Source organism: Arenimonas sp. SCN 70-307 (assembly GCF_001724815.1).
Classification (GTDB): domain Bacteria; phylum Pseudomonadota; class Gammaproteobacteria; order Xanthomonadales; family Xanthomonadaceae; genus Arenimonas.
Window position 1 is genome coordinate 1 of record NZ_MEDO01000032.1, and the last position, 16,712, is coordinate 16,712.

Below are 16,712 nucleotides of genomic sequence, written 5' to 3' on the forward strand. Positions count from 1 at the left end.
AAAAGCGCGTAAGCCTTGCGATACCAGAAACCTACCGAACGAGAGCTGTCAGACAAGAAGGGCTAGTGCGGTCTTCCCACACTAAAATCCGGATACCCCTTTTTTTTGGCGCCCGAGTCATCGGAATGTCATAAAATGGAAACCGGACCTTCATCCCCGTCCGTCCCCAGCCGGCCTCCCGACCCATGCCCAGCCAGACCTCTTCCGCGTCGCCCTCCGGCAATTCCTTCGCGGGGCAGCTAATCCGCCTCCTGCTCGGCCTGCTCTTCATCGCCGCCGTCGTCGGCTACGTGCTGATGCGCGGGGACGCCACCAGCGTGCCCATCGTGGCCATCGCCGCCGCCTTCGGCGCCTACATGGCCATGAACATCGGCGCCAACGACGTCGCCAACAACGTCGGCCCGGCCGTGGGCTCGAAGGTGCTGACCCTGGGCGGCGCCCTGCTGATCGCCGCCATCTTCGAGGCGGCCGGCGCGATCATCGCCGGCGGCGAAGTGGTCGGCACGATCCGCAGCGGCATCATCAATCCCGAACTCATCCCGGACCCCCAGTCCTTCGTCTGGCTGATGATGGCCGCCCTGCTGGCCGCCGCCCTGTGGCTGAACCTGGCCAGCGCGGTCGGCGCCCCGATCTCGACCACCCACTCGATCGTCGGCGCGGTGCTCGGCGCCGGCATCGCCGCCAGCGGCGGCACCGACGTGGTCAACTGGACCAAGATGACCAGCATCGTCGCCAGCTGGGTGGTCTCGCCCGTGCTCGGCGCGGCCATCGCGGCCTTGTTCCTGTACCTGATCAAGCGCACCATCACCTACAAGCACGACATGGTCAGCGCCGCGCGCACCCACGTGCCGGTGCTGATCGCGCTGATGGCCTGGGCCTTCGCCACCTACCTGATGCTCAAGGGCCTCGACCGCCTGTTCCCGGTCAGCTTCCCCGTCGCCCTGCTCATCGGCCTAGTGGTGGCCGGCATCGTGCTGTTCGTGGCCCGGGCCGCCGTGGTGCGGCGGGCCGCCAGCCTCGAGAACGGCAAGCAGTCGATCAACCGCCTGTTCGCCCTGCCGCTGGTCTTCGCCGCGGCCCTGCTCAGCTTCGCGCACGGCTCGAACGACGTGGCCAACGCCATCGGCCCGCTGGCCGCCATCATCGACGTGGTGGTCGGTGGCCAGGCGATCGCCGGCTCCGCGCCCATCCCGATGTGGGTGATGGTGAGCGGCGCGCTGGGCATCGCCATCGGCCTGGCCCTGTACGGCCCGCGCGTCATCCGCACGGTGGGTTCGGAGATCACCGAGCTCGACCCGATGCGCGCCTTCTGCATCGCCATGGCGGCCACCCTCACCGTGATCGTGGCCAGCCAGCTGGGCCTGCCGATCAGCACCACCCACGTGGCCGTGGGCGCGGTGTTCGGCGTGGGCTTCCTGCGCGAGTACCTCAAGACCAACTGGACCCGGATCGTCGAGGACATCAAGGCCCACCACCCCGCCGGCGACCAGGCCGCCATCGACGCCTTCATGGCCCGGTTCACCGCCGCCGACATCACCGCGCGCGGGGAGATGCTCCGCGAGCTCAAGCGCCAGTACAAGGCGCGCCAGGAGACCCCGGAGCACCTGGACAAGGCCGAGCGCAAGAAGCTGCGTCGTGCCCACAAGCAGGAGCTCGTCAAGCGTTCGCTCGTGCTGCGCATCGCCGCGGCCTGGGTGATCACGGTGCCGGCCTCGGCCTTCATCGCCGCGATCCTGTTCTTCACCCTGCGCGGCATGTTGATGGAGTGAGGTCGCGTCGCGCGCGACCGGCTCAATCGCCCAGCTTGCGCAGCGAGAGTGCGTTGACGCAGTAGCGCAGCCCGGTGGGCGGCGGGCCGTCGGGGAAGACGTGGCCCAGGTGGGCGTCGCAGGCGTTGCAGGTGATCTCCACCCGCACCATGCCGTGGCTTTCGTCGCCCAGGTAGGCCACGGCGGCGTCCTGCAAGGGAGCGGTGAACGAGGGCCAGCCGGTGCCCGACTCGAACTTGGTGCCGGCGTCGAACAGCGGCGTGCCGCAACAGGCGCAGCCGTAGCGGCCCGGCTCGAACAGCCCGCACAGCGGAGAACTGAAGGGCCGCTCGGTGCCGGCCAGGCGGGTGACCTGGAACACGTCGGGCGGGAGCCGGGCCCGCCACTCGGCTTCGGACTTTTCCACGCGCGCGGGCGGCGGCGGATTGCCGCCGCGCACCCGCGCCAGCACGTCAGGCCAGCGGTGCATCTCAGCCCTTCGGATCGGGGCCCAGCGCGGCCACCACGCTCTCGCGCGCGGCATCGACGGCCGACTTGGCGGCCATCAGCGTGGACTGGCCGGCATTCATGTCGGCCTCGAGCTGCTGGATCTGGCGGCGGGCCTCGGCCACGGCCTCGACCGAGCGGTCGGCGAGCGCGCGGTCGGCATCGACCTGGCGGCGGGTGATCTGGCCCTTGGCCGCCTGGGCTTCACTGCGCGCCAGCCGGTCCTCGGCCTGGTCGCGGGCCGACTCGGCCGCCGCCAGGGCGGCACGGGCCGCCTCGAGCTGGGCCTGCCGGGCCTGCACTTCAGCCAGCGCCGCTTCGACGGCGCTGGCGGCCACGCGCAGCTTTTCGCCGGCCTCGGCGAGCCCGGCCTCCTGCGCATGCACGGGCGACGCGCCGGCCGCGAGGGCCAGCGCAAGAGTCACGGCGGCCAGCGGCCGCATTGCTTTCGTATCCAAGCGAATCCTCCTGTGGACCAGGCAGGCCGCCCCCTTCGGACCACGCCAACGGGCCGAGTCTAGCCCGTTTTCACGCGGATGTGACCCCGTCCCGCTCAGGCCACGTAGATGGTCTGGATGTTGGTGAACTCGTGGATGCCGTGCTCGGCCAGCTCGCGGCCGAAGCCCGAGGCCTTGGTGCCGCCGAACGGCAGCCGCACGTCCGAGCGCACCAGCGAGTTGACGAAGCAGGCGCCGGCCTGGATGCGCCGGGCCAGGCGCTCGCCGCGATGGGCGTCGGCGGTCCAGACGCTGGCGCCCAGGCCGAAGCGGGTGGCGTTGGCCACGCGCACCGCCTCGTTTTCGTCGGCCACGCGCAGGATCGAGGCCGCCGGGCCGAACAGCTCTTCGTCCCAGGCCGGCATGCCCGGCACCACGGCGTCGAGAATGGTCGCCGGGTAGTGGGTGTCGCCCTGCCCCGGCCGGCCGCCGAGCAGCACGCGGGCACCGCGGGCCACGCTGTCCATCACCTGCCGGTGCAGTTCGTCGCGCAGGTCGGCGCGGGCCATGGGCGCCAGCGTGGTGGCCTCGTCGTTCGGGTCGCCCACCTGCAGCTTCGCGGCCGCCTCGCAAAAAGCGCGCACGAAACGGTCGGCGATGCCGGGCGTGACGATGAAGCGCTTGGCGGCGATGCAGGTCTGGCCGGCGTTGCCGAAGCGCGAAGCCACCGCCACCGGCACCGTTTTCTCGAGGTCGGCGTCGTCGAGCACGATGAAGGGGTCGGAGCCACCGAGCTCGAGCACGCACTTCTTGAGGTGACCGCCGGCGGTGGCGGCCACCGAACGGCCGGCGCGCTCGCTGCCGGTCAGGGTGACGGCCTTGACCCGCGGGTCGGCGATGACCGCCGCGGCCTGCTCGTTGTCGATGTGCAGCACGCCGAACACGCCGGCGGGCACGTCGGCCTCGGCCAGCACCTCGGCGATGGCGTCGGCGCAGGCCGGCACGTTGGTGGCGTGCTTGAGCAGGGCCACGTTGCCGGCCATCAGGCCCGGTGCGAGGAAGCGGAACACCTGCCAGACCGGGAAGTTCCACGGCATGATCGCCAGCACGCAGCCCAGCGGCTCGTAGCGCACGTAGCTGCGCGCGGCCTCGGTGCCGATGGCCTGATCGGCCAGGTAGCGGGCGGCGTGGTCGGCGTAGTACTCGCAGGCCGAGGCGCTCTTCTCCACCTCGGCCAGGGCCTCGCGGCGCAGCTTGCCCATCTCGGCCGACATGGTCAGGGCCAGGTCCTCGCGGCGCGCGCGCAGCGTGGCGGCGACGCGGCGCAGGTGCCCCGCTCGCTCGTCGATCGAAAGCGCCGACCAGGCCGGGAACGCGGCCTCGGCGGCGGCCAGGCTGGCCTCGACCGCGGCCGGCGGCATCAGCGGGAACGGACGGACTTCCCCGGTCCAGGGGTCGCGGTTGGCGTGGCTCATGGTTTCAACCCTTCTGCAGGGCCAGCTGGGCGTCGCGCCGGCGGCGCTTGTCCTCGCGGCTCATCACCCACCAGCCGATCACGGCGGCGATGGACACGGCGACGATCATCAGCGTCGCCAGTGCATTGATCTTCGGGCTCACGCCCAGGCGAACCGAGGAAAACACCTTCATCGGCAGCGTGGTGGACGACGGGCCGGACACGAAGCTGGCGATCACCAGGTCGTCCAGGCTCAGGGTGAAGGCCAGCAGCCAGCCGGCGATCAGCGCCGGCGCAATGATGGGCAAGGTGATCACGAAGAAAACCTTCACCCGGTTCGCGCCCAGGTCCATCGCCGCCTCCTCGAGCGAGCGGTCGAGCTCGGCCAGGCGCGAACTGATGACCACGGTCACGAAGGCCATGGCGAAGGTGACGTGGGCTATCCAGATGGTGAGCATGCCGCGCTGGGCGCCGATGCCGATGGTGGGGCCGTAGGACACGAACAGCAGCAGGATGGACAGGCCCGTGATGACCTCGGGCATGACCAGCGGCGCGGTGATCAGGCCGCCGAAGATGGTCTTGCCGGGGAAATGGCGCATGCGCACCATCGCCATCGAAGCCATCGTTCCCAGCACGACAGCCGCGCAGGCGGTCCAGAACGCCACCTGGATGCTCACCCAGGCGGCGTCCATCATCTGCTTGTCGCGGAACAGCTCGCCGTACCACTTCACCGAGAAGCCCGACCACACCGTGACCAGGCGCGATTCGTTGAACGAGTACACCATCAGGCTCAGGATCGGCGCGTACAGGAACACGAAGCCCAGCACGAGCATCGTCTTGGTGAAGGCCGAGGTGCGCTGCGCCTGGCTCATGACAGCCTCGACTCCATTTCCTTCGACTGCGACCGGTGGAAGATGCTGATCGGCACGATCAGCAGCACCAGCATCACGATCGCCACCGCCGAGGCCACCGGCCAGTCGCGGTTGTTGAAGAACTCCTGCCACAGCACCCGGCCGATCATCAGCGTGTCGGGCCCGCCGAGCATCTCGGGGATGACGAACTCGCCCACCACCGGGATGAGCACCAGCATCGAGCCGGCGATGATGCCCGCCTTCGACAGCGGCAGCGTGACCGTGAGGAAGGCCTTCCACGGCGGCGCACCGAGGTCGTTGGCGGCCTCGAGCAGGCGATGGTCGTGCTTGACCAGGTTGGCGTACAGCGGCAGCACCATGAACGGCAGGTAGGCGTAGACGATGCCGATGTACACCGCCACCGGCGTGTGCAGGATGGCCAGCGGCTGCTCGATCAGGCCCATGCCCATGAGCACGTTGTTGAGCAGGCCGTTGTTCTTGAGGATGCCCACCCAGGCGTAGATGCGGATGAGGAACGAGGTCCAGCTGGGCAGGATGACCAGCATCAGCGCGATGTTGCGCGTGGCCGGGTCCATGCGCGAGATGCCGTAGGCGATCGGGTAGCCCACCAGCAGGCACAGGAAGGTGGAGACCACCGCGATCTCGAGCGAGCTCAGGTAGGCCTTCACGTACAGGCTGTCGCGCACCAGGAACAGGTAGTTGCCGGTGTTGAGCGTGATCTCGAGCTTGTCGCCGGCCCAGGACACCAGCTCGGTGTAGGGCGGCATGGCGATGGCCGCGCTGGAGAAGCTGATCTGCAGGGCGATGGCGAAGGGGATGGCGAAGAACAGCAGCATCCACAGGTAGGGCACGCCGATCACCAGCCAGCGCGGGCCGGGCAGGCGCTTTCGCAGCGAGCGTCCCAGGTTCTTCACGAGGTGAGCACCACGCCCGCCTGGTCGTCCCAGCTCAGCCACACCTCGTCGTTCCAGGTGAAGCGCTCGCTGGCCCAGCGCTGGCTGTTGACCATGTTCGCCAGCAGCTTGGTGCCGCCCGGCAGGCGGACATGGAAAACCGAGTGGCTGCCGAAATAGGCGATGTCCTCGATGCTGCCGCGCACCTTGTTGTGCGGCTGCGCCGGCTCGTCCTTGTCGACCTGGATCTTCTCGGGCCGGATGGCCAGCGCCACTTCCTGCCCCTCGAAGCCGGTGACGCCGTGCCCCACGTAGGCCAGGTGCTCGAGCGCCGGGCTGGTGATGGTGATGAAGTCCTTCTCGTCGTCCTTGATGCGGCCCTCGATGAGGTTCACCGAGCCGATGAACTCGGCGGTGAACCGGCAGCTGGGCTGCTCGTAGATTTCATCCGGGGTGCCGACCTGGCGGATCCAGCCCGAGTCCATGATGGCGATGCGGTGGGCCATGGTCATGGCCTCTTCCTGGTCGTGGGTGACCATCACGCAGGTCACGCCCAGGCGCTCGACGATGTTCACCAGCTCGAGCTGCATCTGCGAGCGCAGCTTCTTGTCGAGCGCGCCCATCGGTTCGTCGAGCAGCAGCAGCTTCGGGCCCTTGGCCAGCGAGCGGGCCAGCGCCACGCGCTGCTGCTGGCCGCCGGAGAGCTGGTGCGGCTTGCGCCGCGCGTACTTCTCCATCTGCACCAGCGCCAGCATTTCCTGCACGCGGCGCGCGGCTTCGGCCTTGGGCATGCCGTCCTGCCTGAGGCCGAAGGCCACGTTCTGCTCCACGCTCATGTGCGGGAACAGCGCGTAGGACTGGAACATCATGTTCAGCGGCCGCTCGTAGGGCGGCAGGCCGGTGATGTCCTGGCCGTCGAGAACGATCCGGCCCTTGGTCGGCTTCTCGAAGCCCGCGAGGCAGCGCAGCAGGGTGGACTTGCCGCAGCCCGAGGCGCCCAGCAGGGCGAAGATCTCGCCCTGCCGGATCGACAGGCTCACGTCGTCCACCGCCACGAAGCCATCGAACTCCTTGCGCACCGATTCGATGCGCAGGTAGTCCTCGGCGCCCAGTTTGTCGTTCTTGGGGGCGCCCGCCAGGACGCCGTTCGCGGTCGCTGCCATGCGCGCTTACTGCCCGGTCTTGAGGGTGGTCCAGTGGCGGGTGAACAGGCGGTCCACCTCGGGCGGCAGCACCGCCAGGGTGAAGAGCTTGGCCTTGGTCTCCTCGTCCGGGTAGATGCCCGGATCGTTGAGCACGGCCTCGTCCACCATCGGCAGCGCGGCGGTGTTGGCGCTGGCGTACATCACGTAGTTCTGGATGCCGGCCATCACGTCCGGGCGCATCAGGTAGTCGAGGAACAGGTAGGCGTTGTCGACGTTGCGGGCATCCTTGGGGATGGCCAGCATGTCGAACCACATCGGCGCGCCTTCCTTCGGGATCGAGTAGGCCACTTCCACCGCCGGCTTGCCGGGGTTGGCCTCGGCGGCCTCGGCGGCGCGGGCCTGGGCCTGGATGATGTCGCCCGACCAGCCCACGGCCACGCAGATGTCGCCGTTGGCCAGGTCGTTGATGAACTGCGAGGAGTGGAAATAGGTGATGTGCGGGCGCAGCTCGCGCAGGCGGTCGACACCCTTCTGGATCACCGCCTCGTCGAAGCTGTTGGGCTCCTCGCCGAGGTACTGCAGCACCGGCGGGATGATCTCGGACGGGGTGTCGAGGATGGCCACGCCGCAGCCCTTGAGCTTGGCGAGGTTGGCCGGCTCGAACACCAGCGCCCAGCTGTCCACCGGCGCGTCCTCGCCCAGCACTTCCTTCACCTTCTGCACGTTGTAGCCGATGCCGGTGGTGCCCCACAGATAGGGCAGCGAGTGGGCGTTGCCCGGGTCGTTCTGCGCCAGCAGCGCCATGAACTCCGGATCGAGGTTGCCATAGTTCGACAGGCGCGACTTGTCGATCTCCCGGAACACGCCGGCCTGCACCTGGCGCGAGAGGAAGGTGAGCGAAGGCACGACGATGTCGTAGCCGGTGTTGCCGGCCATGAGCTTGGCCTCGAGCACCTCGTTGGAGTCGAAGACGTCGTAGGTGACCTTGATGCCCGTCTCGGCCTGGAAGCCGGCGATGGTGTCCTCGCCGATGTAGTCCGACCAGTTGTAGACGTTGAGCACCTTCGAGCCGCCCTGGGCGGCGGGCGCGGCGGCGCCGGCTTCGGTGGCGGGCTTGTCGCCGCCGCAACCGGCCAGCGCAAGGGCAAGGCAAAGAGCAGACATCCTGGCTTTCATCGGCACACTCCCCTCAAAGGTGGACTAAGCGTTGGTGTTGCTGGTTCCATCATACACACGGCCCGGCCGGCTACCGCCCGCGCCGGGCCTGGTCTTCACGACGTCTTGATGCCGAGCTCGCGCGCGGTCAGGTCGAGCGCGCGCCAGGCCTTCCCGGCCAGCTCGTCGACCTGGGCGCGGGTGATCACCAGCGGCGGCGAGAGCAGCATCGCGTCATTGGTGGCGCGCAGGATCAGGCCATTGCGCAGGGCGAAGTCGCGGCACATCTGCCCCACCCTGCCCCGGTCCGGGAAATACTCGCGGGCGGGCTTGCGCGGCACCAGCTCGAGCGCGCCGACCATGCCGACGATGCGGGCCTCGCCCACCAGCGGATGTTCGCCCAGGGCTTTCCACTTCTGCGCCAGGTAGGGGCCGATGTCGTCGCGGCAGCGCTCGACCAGCTTCTCCTCCTGCAGGATGCGGATGTTCTCCAGCGCGACGGCCGCGCACACCGGGTGGCCCGAATAGGTGTAGCCGTGGGCCAGCTCGCCGCCCTGGGTCGCCAGCACGCCGGCCACGCGGTCGTTGAACATCACCGCGCCCAGCGGGATGTAGCCCGAGGTGATGCCCTTGGCCAGGGTCATCACGTCGGGGCGGAAGTCGTAGGTCTCGGCGGCGAACCAGTTGCCGGTGCGGCCGAAGCCGCAGATGACCTCGTCGGCCACCAGCAGCACGTCGTACTGGCGGCAGATGCGCTCGATCTCCTTCCAGTAGTTGCGCGGCGGGATGTAGACGCCGATGGCGCCCATCACCGGCTCGCCGATGAAGGCGGCCACGTTCTGCGGCCCGAGCTCGAGGATCTTGTCCTCCAGGCGCTTGGCGGCCACGCGGCCGTACTCTTCCTCGTCGAGGTCGCCGCCGTCTCCGAACCAGTACGGCGGCGCGATGTGCTGGATGTCCGGGATCGGCAGCCCGCCCTGCTTGTGCATGCCGCGCATGCCGCCGAGGCTGGCGCCGGCCACGGTGGAGCCGTGGTAGCCGTCGTGGCGGCCGATGAAGATGCGCTTTTCCGGCTTGCCCTGCACCGCCCAGAAGTGCCGCACCATGCGCAGGATGGTGTCGTTGGCCTCCGAGCCCGAGTTGGTGAAGAAGGCGTGGTTGAGGTCGTGCGGCGTGAGTTCGGCGAGCTTGGCCGACAGCCGCACCGTGGGCTCGGTGGTGCACTGGAAGAAGCTGTTGTAGTAGGCCAGCTGGGTCATCTGGCGCGAGGCCACCTCGCCCAGCTCCTTGCGGCCGTAGCCGATGTTCACGCACCACAGGCCGGCGAAGGCGTCGAGCAGCTGGTTGCCCTCGGCGTCCCAGACGTAGCAGCCCTCGCCCTTGGTCAGGATGCGCGTGCCCTTCTTGGCCAGCGCCGCGTTGTCGTTGAACGGGTGCAGGTGGTGGGCGGCGTCGAGCTGCTGCAGGGTGCGGGTGTCGATCGATTCCATGTCGTCTCCGGGGTTCAGACGTTGAGCAGCAGGAACTCGCGTTCCCAGGAGCTGATCACGCGCAGGTAGGTCTGGTGTTCCTTGTCCTTGACGGCCGCGTAGGCGCGCACGAAGCGCTCGCCCAGCAGCGTGCGCAGCGGCTTGCAGGCGCGCAGCTCGGCCAGCGCCTCCTCGAGCGAGCGCGGCAGGTCGTAGCCCTTGGCGTGGGCGCTGCCCGAGAGCGGCTCGGTGGGCTGGATCTTTTCCTTGATGCCCAGGTAGCCGCAGGCCAGGGTGGCCGCCAGCGCCAGGTAGGGGTTGACGTCCGAACCCGCGAAGCGGCTTTCGACGCGGGCGTTCTCGGGCGTGTCCATCGGCACGCGCAGGCCGCAGGTGCGGTTGTCGTAGCCCCACTGCACGTTCTTGGGCGAGACCTCGCCGAAGGCCAGGCGCCGGTAGGAGTTCACGTTCGGGCCGAAGAAGGCCATCGCCGCCGGCACGTACTTCTGCAGGCCGCCCAGGTAATGCAGGAAGGTCTCGGTGTGCGCCCCGGCCTTGCCCGCCGAGAAGACGTTCTTGCCGGTCTTGAGGCTGTGCAGGCTCTGGTGGATGTGCATCGAGCTGCCCGGCTCGTTCTCCATCGGCTTGGCCAGGAAGGTGGCGTAGATGCCGTGGCGCATCGCCGCCTCGCGCATGCTGCGCTTGAACAGGAACACCTGGTCGGCGCGCGAGAGCGGGTCGGCGTGCACGAAGTTGACCTCGAGCTGGGCGGCGCCGGACTCGTGCACCAGCGTGTCCACGTCCAGCTCCATCGCCTCGCAGTAGTCGTACATCAGGTCGAGGATGGGGTCGAACTCGTTGACCGCGTCGATCGAATACGACTGCCGCGCCGTCTCGGGGCGGCCGTTGCGGCCGGCCGGCGGCTGCAGCGGGAAGTCCGGGTCGGTGTTGCGCTGGACCAGGAAGAACTCCAGCTCGGGCGCGATCACCGGCTGCAGGCCGATGCCCTCGTACAGCGAGAGCACGCGCTTGAGCACGTTGCGCGGCGCCAGCTCGTGCGGGCGGCCGTCCTTGGTGTAGCAGTCGTGGATGACCTGGGCGGTGGGGTCGGTGGCCCAGGGCACCATGCGGATGGTGTCGGGGTCGGGCCGCAGCACCATGTCCGAATCGGAGGGGCTGACCAGCTCGTCGTACTCGTCCGGGTAGTCGCCGGTGACGGTGGTGGCGAAGATGCCTTCGGGCAGGCGGGTGCCGTAGTCGTGCGAGAACTTGGCGGCCGGGATGATCTTGCCGCGGGCGTTGCCGGTGATGTCGGGCACCAGGCACTCGACCTCGGTGATGCGGCGCTCCTTGAGCCAGCGCTTGATGGCGCTTTCCTGCTGTTCCTGCTCGGTCTGTCGCGGGATTTTCTTCTTGGCCATGGGCCTTACTGCCTTTGCTGCGCGCGTTGGCGGCATGCGGCCGCGAACGCCTGGAAGATGCCCAGGTAGAACGGGTTCTCGGTGACCCGCCACTCCGGGTGCCACTGCACGGCCAGCAGGAATGGATCGGGGGCGTCGGGCCGGCCGCGGTCGAGCCGCACCGCCTCGACCAGGCCGTCGGGCGCGATGGCCTCGACCACCAGGCCCGGCGCCAGCTGCCGCAGGCCCTGCCCGTGCAGGGAATTGACCATCACCTCGCGCGTGCCGGCGATGCGGTGCAGCCAGCCGCCCTCGGCGAGCTCGACCGGGTGCGAGGGTGCGTACTGCACGCCCAGCGGGTCGTCCTTGTTCTCGCGGTGATCGTTGAAGCCGATGATCTCGTGCACCTTCTGGTGCAGCGTGCCGCCCAGGGCCACGTTCACTTCCTGGAAGCCGCGGCAGATGGCCAGCACCGGCAGGCCGCGTTCGATGGCCAGGCTCACCAGCTCGAGGGTGTTGGCGTCGCGCGCCGGGTCGTGCAGGTTGCCCTCGTAGCTGGGCTCGGTGCCGTAGTGGTGCGGCTCGATGTTGCTGGGCGCGCCGGTAAGAAGCAGGCCGTCGAGGCGGTCGAGCAGCGCGGCGTGCTCCAGCGGCGGTGCCAGCGAGGGCAGCAACACCGGCAGACAGCCTGCCCCGTCGACCACGGCCCGCACGTATTTCTCGCCCACCGCCTGGAAGGGGTGGTGACCGATCTGCTTGCGATCGCAGGGCAGGCCGACCAGCGGGCTTGGACGCATACGAGCCTCGGCGAGGGGATGCCCGACCTTACTCCGGCCGTTTGATTTTATCAACGTATCGGCCCGAATGATGAGGATTCTTTACAATCTCAACCCCCGATGCCAGACTCCCGGCACCCCTGCGGATGCCCGTCATGAACCAGCTCGCCCTGCCCGCCGAAGACGCCGCCACCCTGGCCCAGCTCCGGGATTGCGAGCAGATCGACCTGCTGCTTCCGGACATGAACGGCCTGCTGCGCGGCAAGCGCATCAGCCGCGACGCCCTGGAGAAGGCCTACAAGGACGGCGTCTGCCTGCCCATGTCGCTGGTGGCCACCGACATCACCGGCAACACGGTGGAGGAAACCGGCCTGGGCTACGACATCGGCGACGAGGACCGCATCTGCCGGCCGGTGCCGGGCAGCCTGCGCCCCGTGCCCTGGCAGCCCCGCCCCTCGGCCCAGCTGCTGCTGCAGATGGAGGACGGCGCCGGCGGCATGTTCGAGGTACAGCCGCGCGAAGTGCTGCGGCGCGTGCTGGCGCAGTACCAGGCCCTGGGCCTGACCCCGGTGGTGGCGGTGGAGCTGGAGTTCTACCTGCTCGACAACCAGGTGGACGACCGCGGCCACCCGCAGGTGGCGCGCAACCCGGCCACCGGCGAGCGCAACCACAGCACGCAGGTCTATTACATCCAGGACCTGGACGATTACCGCGAGTTCACCGACGAGGTGGCCGCCGCCTGCCGCGCCCAGGGCATCCCGGCCGACACGGCCGTGGCCGAATACGCGCCGGGCCAGTTCGAGATCAACCTCAAGCACCGCGCCGACGCCCTGCAGGCCTGCGACGACGCGATCATGCTCAAGCGCGCCATCAAGGCCGTCGCCACCCGGCGCGGGCTGCTGGCCAGCTTCATGGCCAAGCCCTTCGCCGACCAGGCCGGCAGCGGCGCCCACATCCACGCCAGCGTGCTCGATGCCGACGGCCGCAACATCTTCGCCTGCGAGCCCTCGGCGCCCAGCGACGCCCTGCGCCACGCCGTGGCCGGCCTGCAGGCCGCCAGCCGCGACTGCATGCTGATGTTCGCCCCGCACGCCAACAGCTACCGGCGCTTCGTGCTCAATGCCTTCGTGCCGCTCAACGACGCCTGGGGCTTCAACAACCGCACCGTGGCCATGCGCATCCCGCACAGCGACGCGGCCAACGTGCGCATCGAGCACCGCATCGCCGGCGCCGACGCCAACCCCTACCTGGTCACCGCCGCGGTGCTGGCCGGCATGCTCCAGGGCCTGCAGGACAAGGGCGACCCGGGCCCGCCGACGGTGGGCAATGCCTATGAACAGGGCGAGGCGCGCGAGCTGTTCTGGCGCGACACGCTCAAGGACTTCATGGCCAGCGACTTCGTGGTGCGGCACTTCGGCGAGCGCTTCCGGCACATCTACGGCCAGCAGAAGCTCAAGGAGCTGCGCAGCTTCCAGCGCGAGGTGACCTCGCTGGAAGTGGACTGGTACCTGCGGCAGGTCTGACATGGCCGTGCGCAAGCCCGCGGCGCACGTCGATTCCTGGTATTCGCGTTCGGCCACGCCCTCGCCTGCCCGCCCCGCGCTCGAAGGCCGCCTCCGCTGCGACGTGGTCGTGATGGGCGCGGGCCTGTCGGGCCTGTCGGCCGCGCTGGAGCTGGCCGAGGCCGGGCTGGACGTGGTGGTGCTCGAGGCCGAGCGCGTGGGCTGGGGCGCCAGCGGCCGCAACGGCGGCCAGGTGATCTTCGGCTTCGGCTGCGACCAGGCCAAGATCGCGGCGATGCTGGGCGCGGAGGAATCGAAGCGCCTGTTCGACTGGTCGGTCGAAGGCGTCGAGCTCGTGAAGCAACGCATCGCCAGACACGGCATCGGCGCGCACTGGCGCGATGGCCACGCCCACGTGGCCATCAAGCCGCGGCACGTCACCGAGCTCAAGGCCTGGCAGGCCGACCTGGCCACGAACTACGGCTACGGCGTGGACTGGTGGGAGCGCGAGCAGCTTCAGGCCGTGCTGCCGAGCCCGCGCTATATCGGCGCGCTGTTCGACGCGCGCTCGGGCCACCTGCATCCGCTCAACTACACCCTGGGCGTCGCCCGCGCCGCCGAAGCGGCGGGTGCCCGCATTTTCGAGCGCAGCGAGGTGCTCTCGCTCACGCGCGCCGCCAGGCCGCTGCTTCGCACCGCCAACGGCGAGGTCGAGGCCAGCTTCGTGGTGCTGGCCGGCAACGCGCTGGCTCACGGCATCGCGCCCGAGCTCGACGCGAAGATCATGCCGGTGGGCACCTACGTCGGTGCCACCGCGCCGCTGGGCGCCGAGCGCGCCCGCGCACTCATCCGCAACGACATGGCCGTGGCCGACATCAACTGGGCCCTGGACTACTTCCGCCTCAGCGCCGACCACCGCCTGCTGTTCGGCGGCCGCGCCAGCTACTCCACCCTGCCCCCGCCCAACCTGCCGGGCGTGATGACGCACCGCATGCGCCGCGTCTTCCCGCAACTGGCCGACGTGAAGTTCGAGCAGGTCTGGGGCGGCCTGATCGACATCAGCCTCAACCGCGCGCCGCACTGGGGCCGGCTGGGCGACAACATCTATTTCGCCCAGGGCTTCAGCGGCCACGGCGTGGCCGCCACCGGCCTGGCCGGGCGCGTGATCGCCGAGGCCATCCGCGGCCAGGCCGGGCGCCTGGACGCCTTCGCCCGCATCCCGCACCGCCCCTTCCCCGGCGGCCGCGCCCTGCGCACGCCCCTGCTGGTGGCGGCGATGGCGTGGTACAAGCTGCGGGATGCGCTCTGGTAACGAGAATCAGCCCAAAGCCACTGCCCGCGAATGGATCGGCCTGGCCGTGCTGGCCCTGCCCTGCCTGATCTATTCGATGGACCTGACGGTACTGTACCTGGCGCTGCCGCAGATCGCCGAGCAGCTGCGGCCCAGCTCCACCCAGCTGCTGTGGATGGTGGACATCTACGGCTTCCTGCTGGCCGGTTTCCTCGTGACCATGGGCACGCTGGGCGACCGCATCGGCCGGCGCAAGCTGCTGATGATCGGCGCGGCGGCCTTCGGCGCGGCCTCGGTGCTGGCGGCGTTCTCGACCAGCGCGGAGATGCTGATCGCCAGCCGCGCCCTGCTGGGCGTCACCGCCGCGACGCTCTCGCCCTCGACGCTCTCGTTGATCCGCAACATGTTCCTCGACGAAGCCCAGCGCGGCTTCGCCATCGGCGTGTGGGTGGCGGCGTTTTCGGCCGGCGGCATCCTCGGGCCGCTGTTCGGCGGCCTGCTGCTCGAGCACTTCTGGTGGGGCTCGGTGTTCCTGATCGCGGTGCCGGCCATGGTGCTGCTGCTGGTGCTCGGGCCGCTGCTGCTGCCGGAGTTCCGCGACGAGAACGCCGGCCGGCTCGACCTGCCCAGCGCCGTGCTCGCCACCAGCGCCGTGCTGTCGGTGATCTACGGCATCAAGCGCCTGGCCGAAGGCGGCTTCGCCCTGGCACCGCTGCTGGCCGTGGTGCTAGGCGTGGTGCTGGCCCGGGTCTTCCTGCGCCGCCAGACCCGCCTGGCCGACCCGATGATCGACGTGCGCCTGTTCGCCGAGCCGCGTTTCGGCGCGGCCCTGGCCTGCAACATCATCACGATGTTCGTGGCCTTCGGCTTCTTCCTGTTCGTCGCCCAGTATTTCCAGCTGGTGCTCGGCCTGAGCCCGCTGCAGGCCGGGCTGTGGACGCTGCCTTCGGGCGTGGTGTTCGTGATCGGCTCGCTGTCCGGGCCGCCGCTGGCCCAGCGACTGGGCGTGGCCAACGTCATCGCCGGCGGGCTGGGCCTGTCGGTGCTGGGTTTCGCCCTGCTCACGCAGTTGGGCAACCTGAGCTTCTTCTGGCTGATGGTCGGCTACACCGTGTTCTGCATGGGCCTGGCGCCCATCGGCGCGCTCACCACCGGCCTGGTGATGTCGGCCGTGCCGCCCGAACGCGCCGGCGTGGCCTCGGGCATGTCGGAAACCAGCTTCGAATTCGGCGGCGCGCTCGGCATCGCCGTGCTGGGCAGCGTGGTGACGGCGCTCTACCGCGGCGGCATTGAAACCGGCCTGCCGGCGGGCCTGCCGCCCGGCGCCCTCGAGGCCGCGCGCGACACGCTGGGCGGCGCCGTCGGTGCGGCGCGCGAACTGGGCGCGGCCGGCGAACCGATGCTGGCCGCGGCCCGTGCCGTTTACACCCGCACGCTCGAACAGGCCGCCTGGCTGTGCGGCGCGCTCAGCCTGGCGGGCATGGCCGTGATCATTTCCCTGCGCCGGCGCCTCGAGGCGCCTGGTTCAGTTCCGGGAGACAACCATGCCCCATGACACCCGCCAGGACACGAGCGAAGCCGTCGATGCCCTGATGGCAACCCTGTCGCACCCGCACCATGCCGGCATCCAGGCCCTGCGCCGCTGCCTGGCCGCAACGGACCCGCGCATCCAGGAAGGCGTGAAGTGGAATGCGCCCAGCTGGCGCACCCACGAGTATTTCGCCACCACGCACCTGCGCAGCAAACAGGGCTTCGGCCTGATCCTCCACCGCGGCGCCAAGGCCCGGGCGCTGCCCGAGGGCGGCCTCGCCGTTCCAGATCCCCAGGGCCTGCTCAAGTGGCTCGCTGCCGACCGTGCCATCGTCGAATTTCGCGACGAGGCGGATCTAGCCGCGAAACTACAGGCGCTTCAGGAGCTGCTGCGGGCCTGGATCGAAAGGGTTTGAGGCGTGGGCGTCCGCTTTCGGCCTATTCCGTTGAAAAACTCGCCATCTGGCTGGCGGCTGGGTCCGGCGGTTTGGCCGGATCAGTGATTCTTTCGCCAGGGGAGATGGAAAAATGGGC

Annotated in this window: 15 protein-coding genes; 5 read left to right on the forward strand and 10 right to left on the reverse strand. The window is 69.4% G+C overall.

Translation table 11 applies throughout. From position 1 onward, the window contains the following. Nucleotides 1-185: 185 nt before the first annotated feature. Nucleotides 186-1,769 carry an inorganic phosphate transporter gene (locus tag ABS41_RS13475; RefSeq protein WP_290595141.1) on the forward strand — a complete coding sequence of 528 codons (1,584 nt, stop codon included), beginning with the start codon at nt 186-188 and terminating at the stop codon, nt 1,767-1,769. Nucleotides 1,770-1,791: 22 nt separating this feature from the next. Here the strand turns inward: ABS41_RS13475 and msrB are convergent, their stop codons facing one another. The 10 genes from msrB to ABS41_RS13525 all read right to left on the reverse strand — a co-directional run bounded on the left by msrB (nt 1,792) and on the right by ABS41_RS13525 (nt 11,876). Next, nucleotides 1,792-2,238, reverse strand: coding sequence for a peptide-methionine (R)-S-oxide reductase MsrB (msrB, locus tag ABS41_RS13480; RefSeq protein WP_290595142.1), 447 nt, complete (start codon nt 2,236-2,238; stop codon nt 1,792-1,794). Between the two features lies 1 nt (nt 2,239). After that, complete coding sequence (locus ABS41_RS13485; RefSeq protein WP_290595143.1) at nt 2,240-2,713, reverse strand: hypothetical protein; 474 nt, start codon at nt 2,711-2,713, stop codon at nt 2,240-2,242. Between the two features lie 95 nt (nt 2,714-2,808). Next, nucleotides 2,809-4,167 (reverse strand): NAD-dependent succinate-semialdehyde dehydrogenase, encoded by a 1,359-nt coding sequence (locus tag ABS41_RS13490; RefSeq protein WP_290595144.1) that lies wholly within the window; start codon nt 4,165-4,167, stop codon nt 2,809-2,811. Nucleotides 4,168-4,171: 4 nt separating this feature from the next. After that, complete coding sequence (locus tag ABS41_RS13495; protein WP_290595145.1) at nt 4,172-5,017, reverse strand: ABC transporter permease subunit; 846 nt, start codon at nt 5,015-5,017, stop codon at nt 4,172-4,174. Next, a complete protein-coding gene (locus tag ABS41_RS13500; RefSeq protein WP_290595155.1) occupies nt 5,014-5,922 on the reverse strand; it encodes an ABC transporter permease subunit in 909 nt (302 codons plus the stop codon). The genes ABS41_RS13495 and ABS41_RS13500 overlap by 4 nt, the downstream gene beginning before the upstream one ends. 5 nt (nt 5,923-5,927) lie before the next feature. Further along, a complete protein-coding gene (gene potA / locus ABS41_RS13505; RefSeq protein ID WP_290595146.1) occupies nt 5,928-7,073 on the reverse strand; it encodes a polyamine ABC transporter ATP-binding protein in 1,146 nt (381 codons plus the stop codon). Nucleotides 7,074-7,079: 6 nt separating this feature from the next. After that, the gene (locus tag ABS41_RS13510; protein WP_290595147.1) at nt 7,080-8,231 is read right to left on the reverse strand and encodes an extracellular solute-binding protein; all 1,152 of its coding nucleotides are present in this window, start codon (nt 8,229-8,231) and stop codon (nt 7,080-7,082) included. Between the two features lie 95 nt (nt 8,232-8,326). Beyond that, entirely contained in the window at nt 8,327-9,700 is a 1,374-nt protein-coding gene (locus ABS41_RS13515; RefSeq protein WP_290595148.1) for an aspartate aminotransferase family protein, read from the reverse strand. A 14-nt stretch (nt 9,701-9,714) separates the two neighbouring features. Beyond that, entirely contained in the window at nt 9,715-11,100 is a 1,386-nt protein-coding gene (locus ABS41_RS13520; RefSeq protein ID WP_290595149.1) for a glutamine synthetase family protein, read from the reverse strand. A 5-nt stretch (nt 11,101-11,105) separates the two neighbouring features. Continuing rightward, nucleotides 11,106-11,876 (reverse strand): gamma-glutamyl-gamma-aminobutyrate hydrolase family protein, encoded by a 771-nt coding sequence (locus ABS41_RS13525; RefSeq protein ID WP_290595150.1) that lies wholly within the window; start codon nt 11,874-11,876, stop codon nt 11,106-11,108. Between the two features lie 125 nt (nt 11,877-12,001). Here ABS41_RS13525 and ABS41_RS13530 point away from each other — a divergent pair, with 125 nt between their 5' ends. The 4 genes from ABS41_RS13530 to ABS41_RS13545 are packed head-to-tail and all read left to right on the forward strand — an operon-like array spanning nt 12,002 to nt 16,594. After that, a complete protein-coding gene (locus ABS41_RS13530) occupies nt 12,002-13,378 on the forward strand; it encodes a glutamine synthetase family protein (protein WP_290595151.1) in 1,377 nt (458 codons plus the stop codon). Between the two features lies 1 nt (nt 13,379). Continuing rightward, nucleotides 13,380-14,669: an FAD-binding oxidoreductase gene (locus tag ABS41_RS13535; protein ID WP_290595152.1), complete on the forward strand. Its 1,290-nt coding sequence runs from the start codon at nt 13,380-13,382 to the stop codon at nt 14,667-14,669. Further along, the gene (locus ABS41_RS13540; protein ID WP_290595153.1) at nt 14,656-16,203 is read left to right on the forward strand and encodes an MFS transporter; all 1,548 of its coding nucleotides are present in this window, start codon (nt 14,656-14,658) and stop codon (nt 16,201-16,203) included. The genes ABS41_RS13535 and ABS41_RS13540 overlap by 14 nt, the downstream gene beginning before the upstream one ends. Further along, nucleotides 16,193-16,594 (forward strand): DUF1801 domain-containing protein, encoded by a 402-nt coding sequence (locus ABS41_RS13545; RefSeq protein WP_290595154.1) that lies wholly within the window; start codon nt 16,193-16,195, stop codon nt 16,592-16,594. The genes ABS41_RS13540 and ABS41_RS13545 overlap by 11 nt, the downstream gene beginning before the upstream one ends. Nucleotides 16,595-16,712 lie beyond the last annotated feature (118 nt).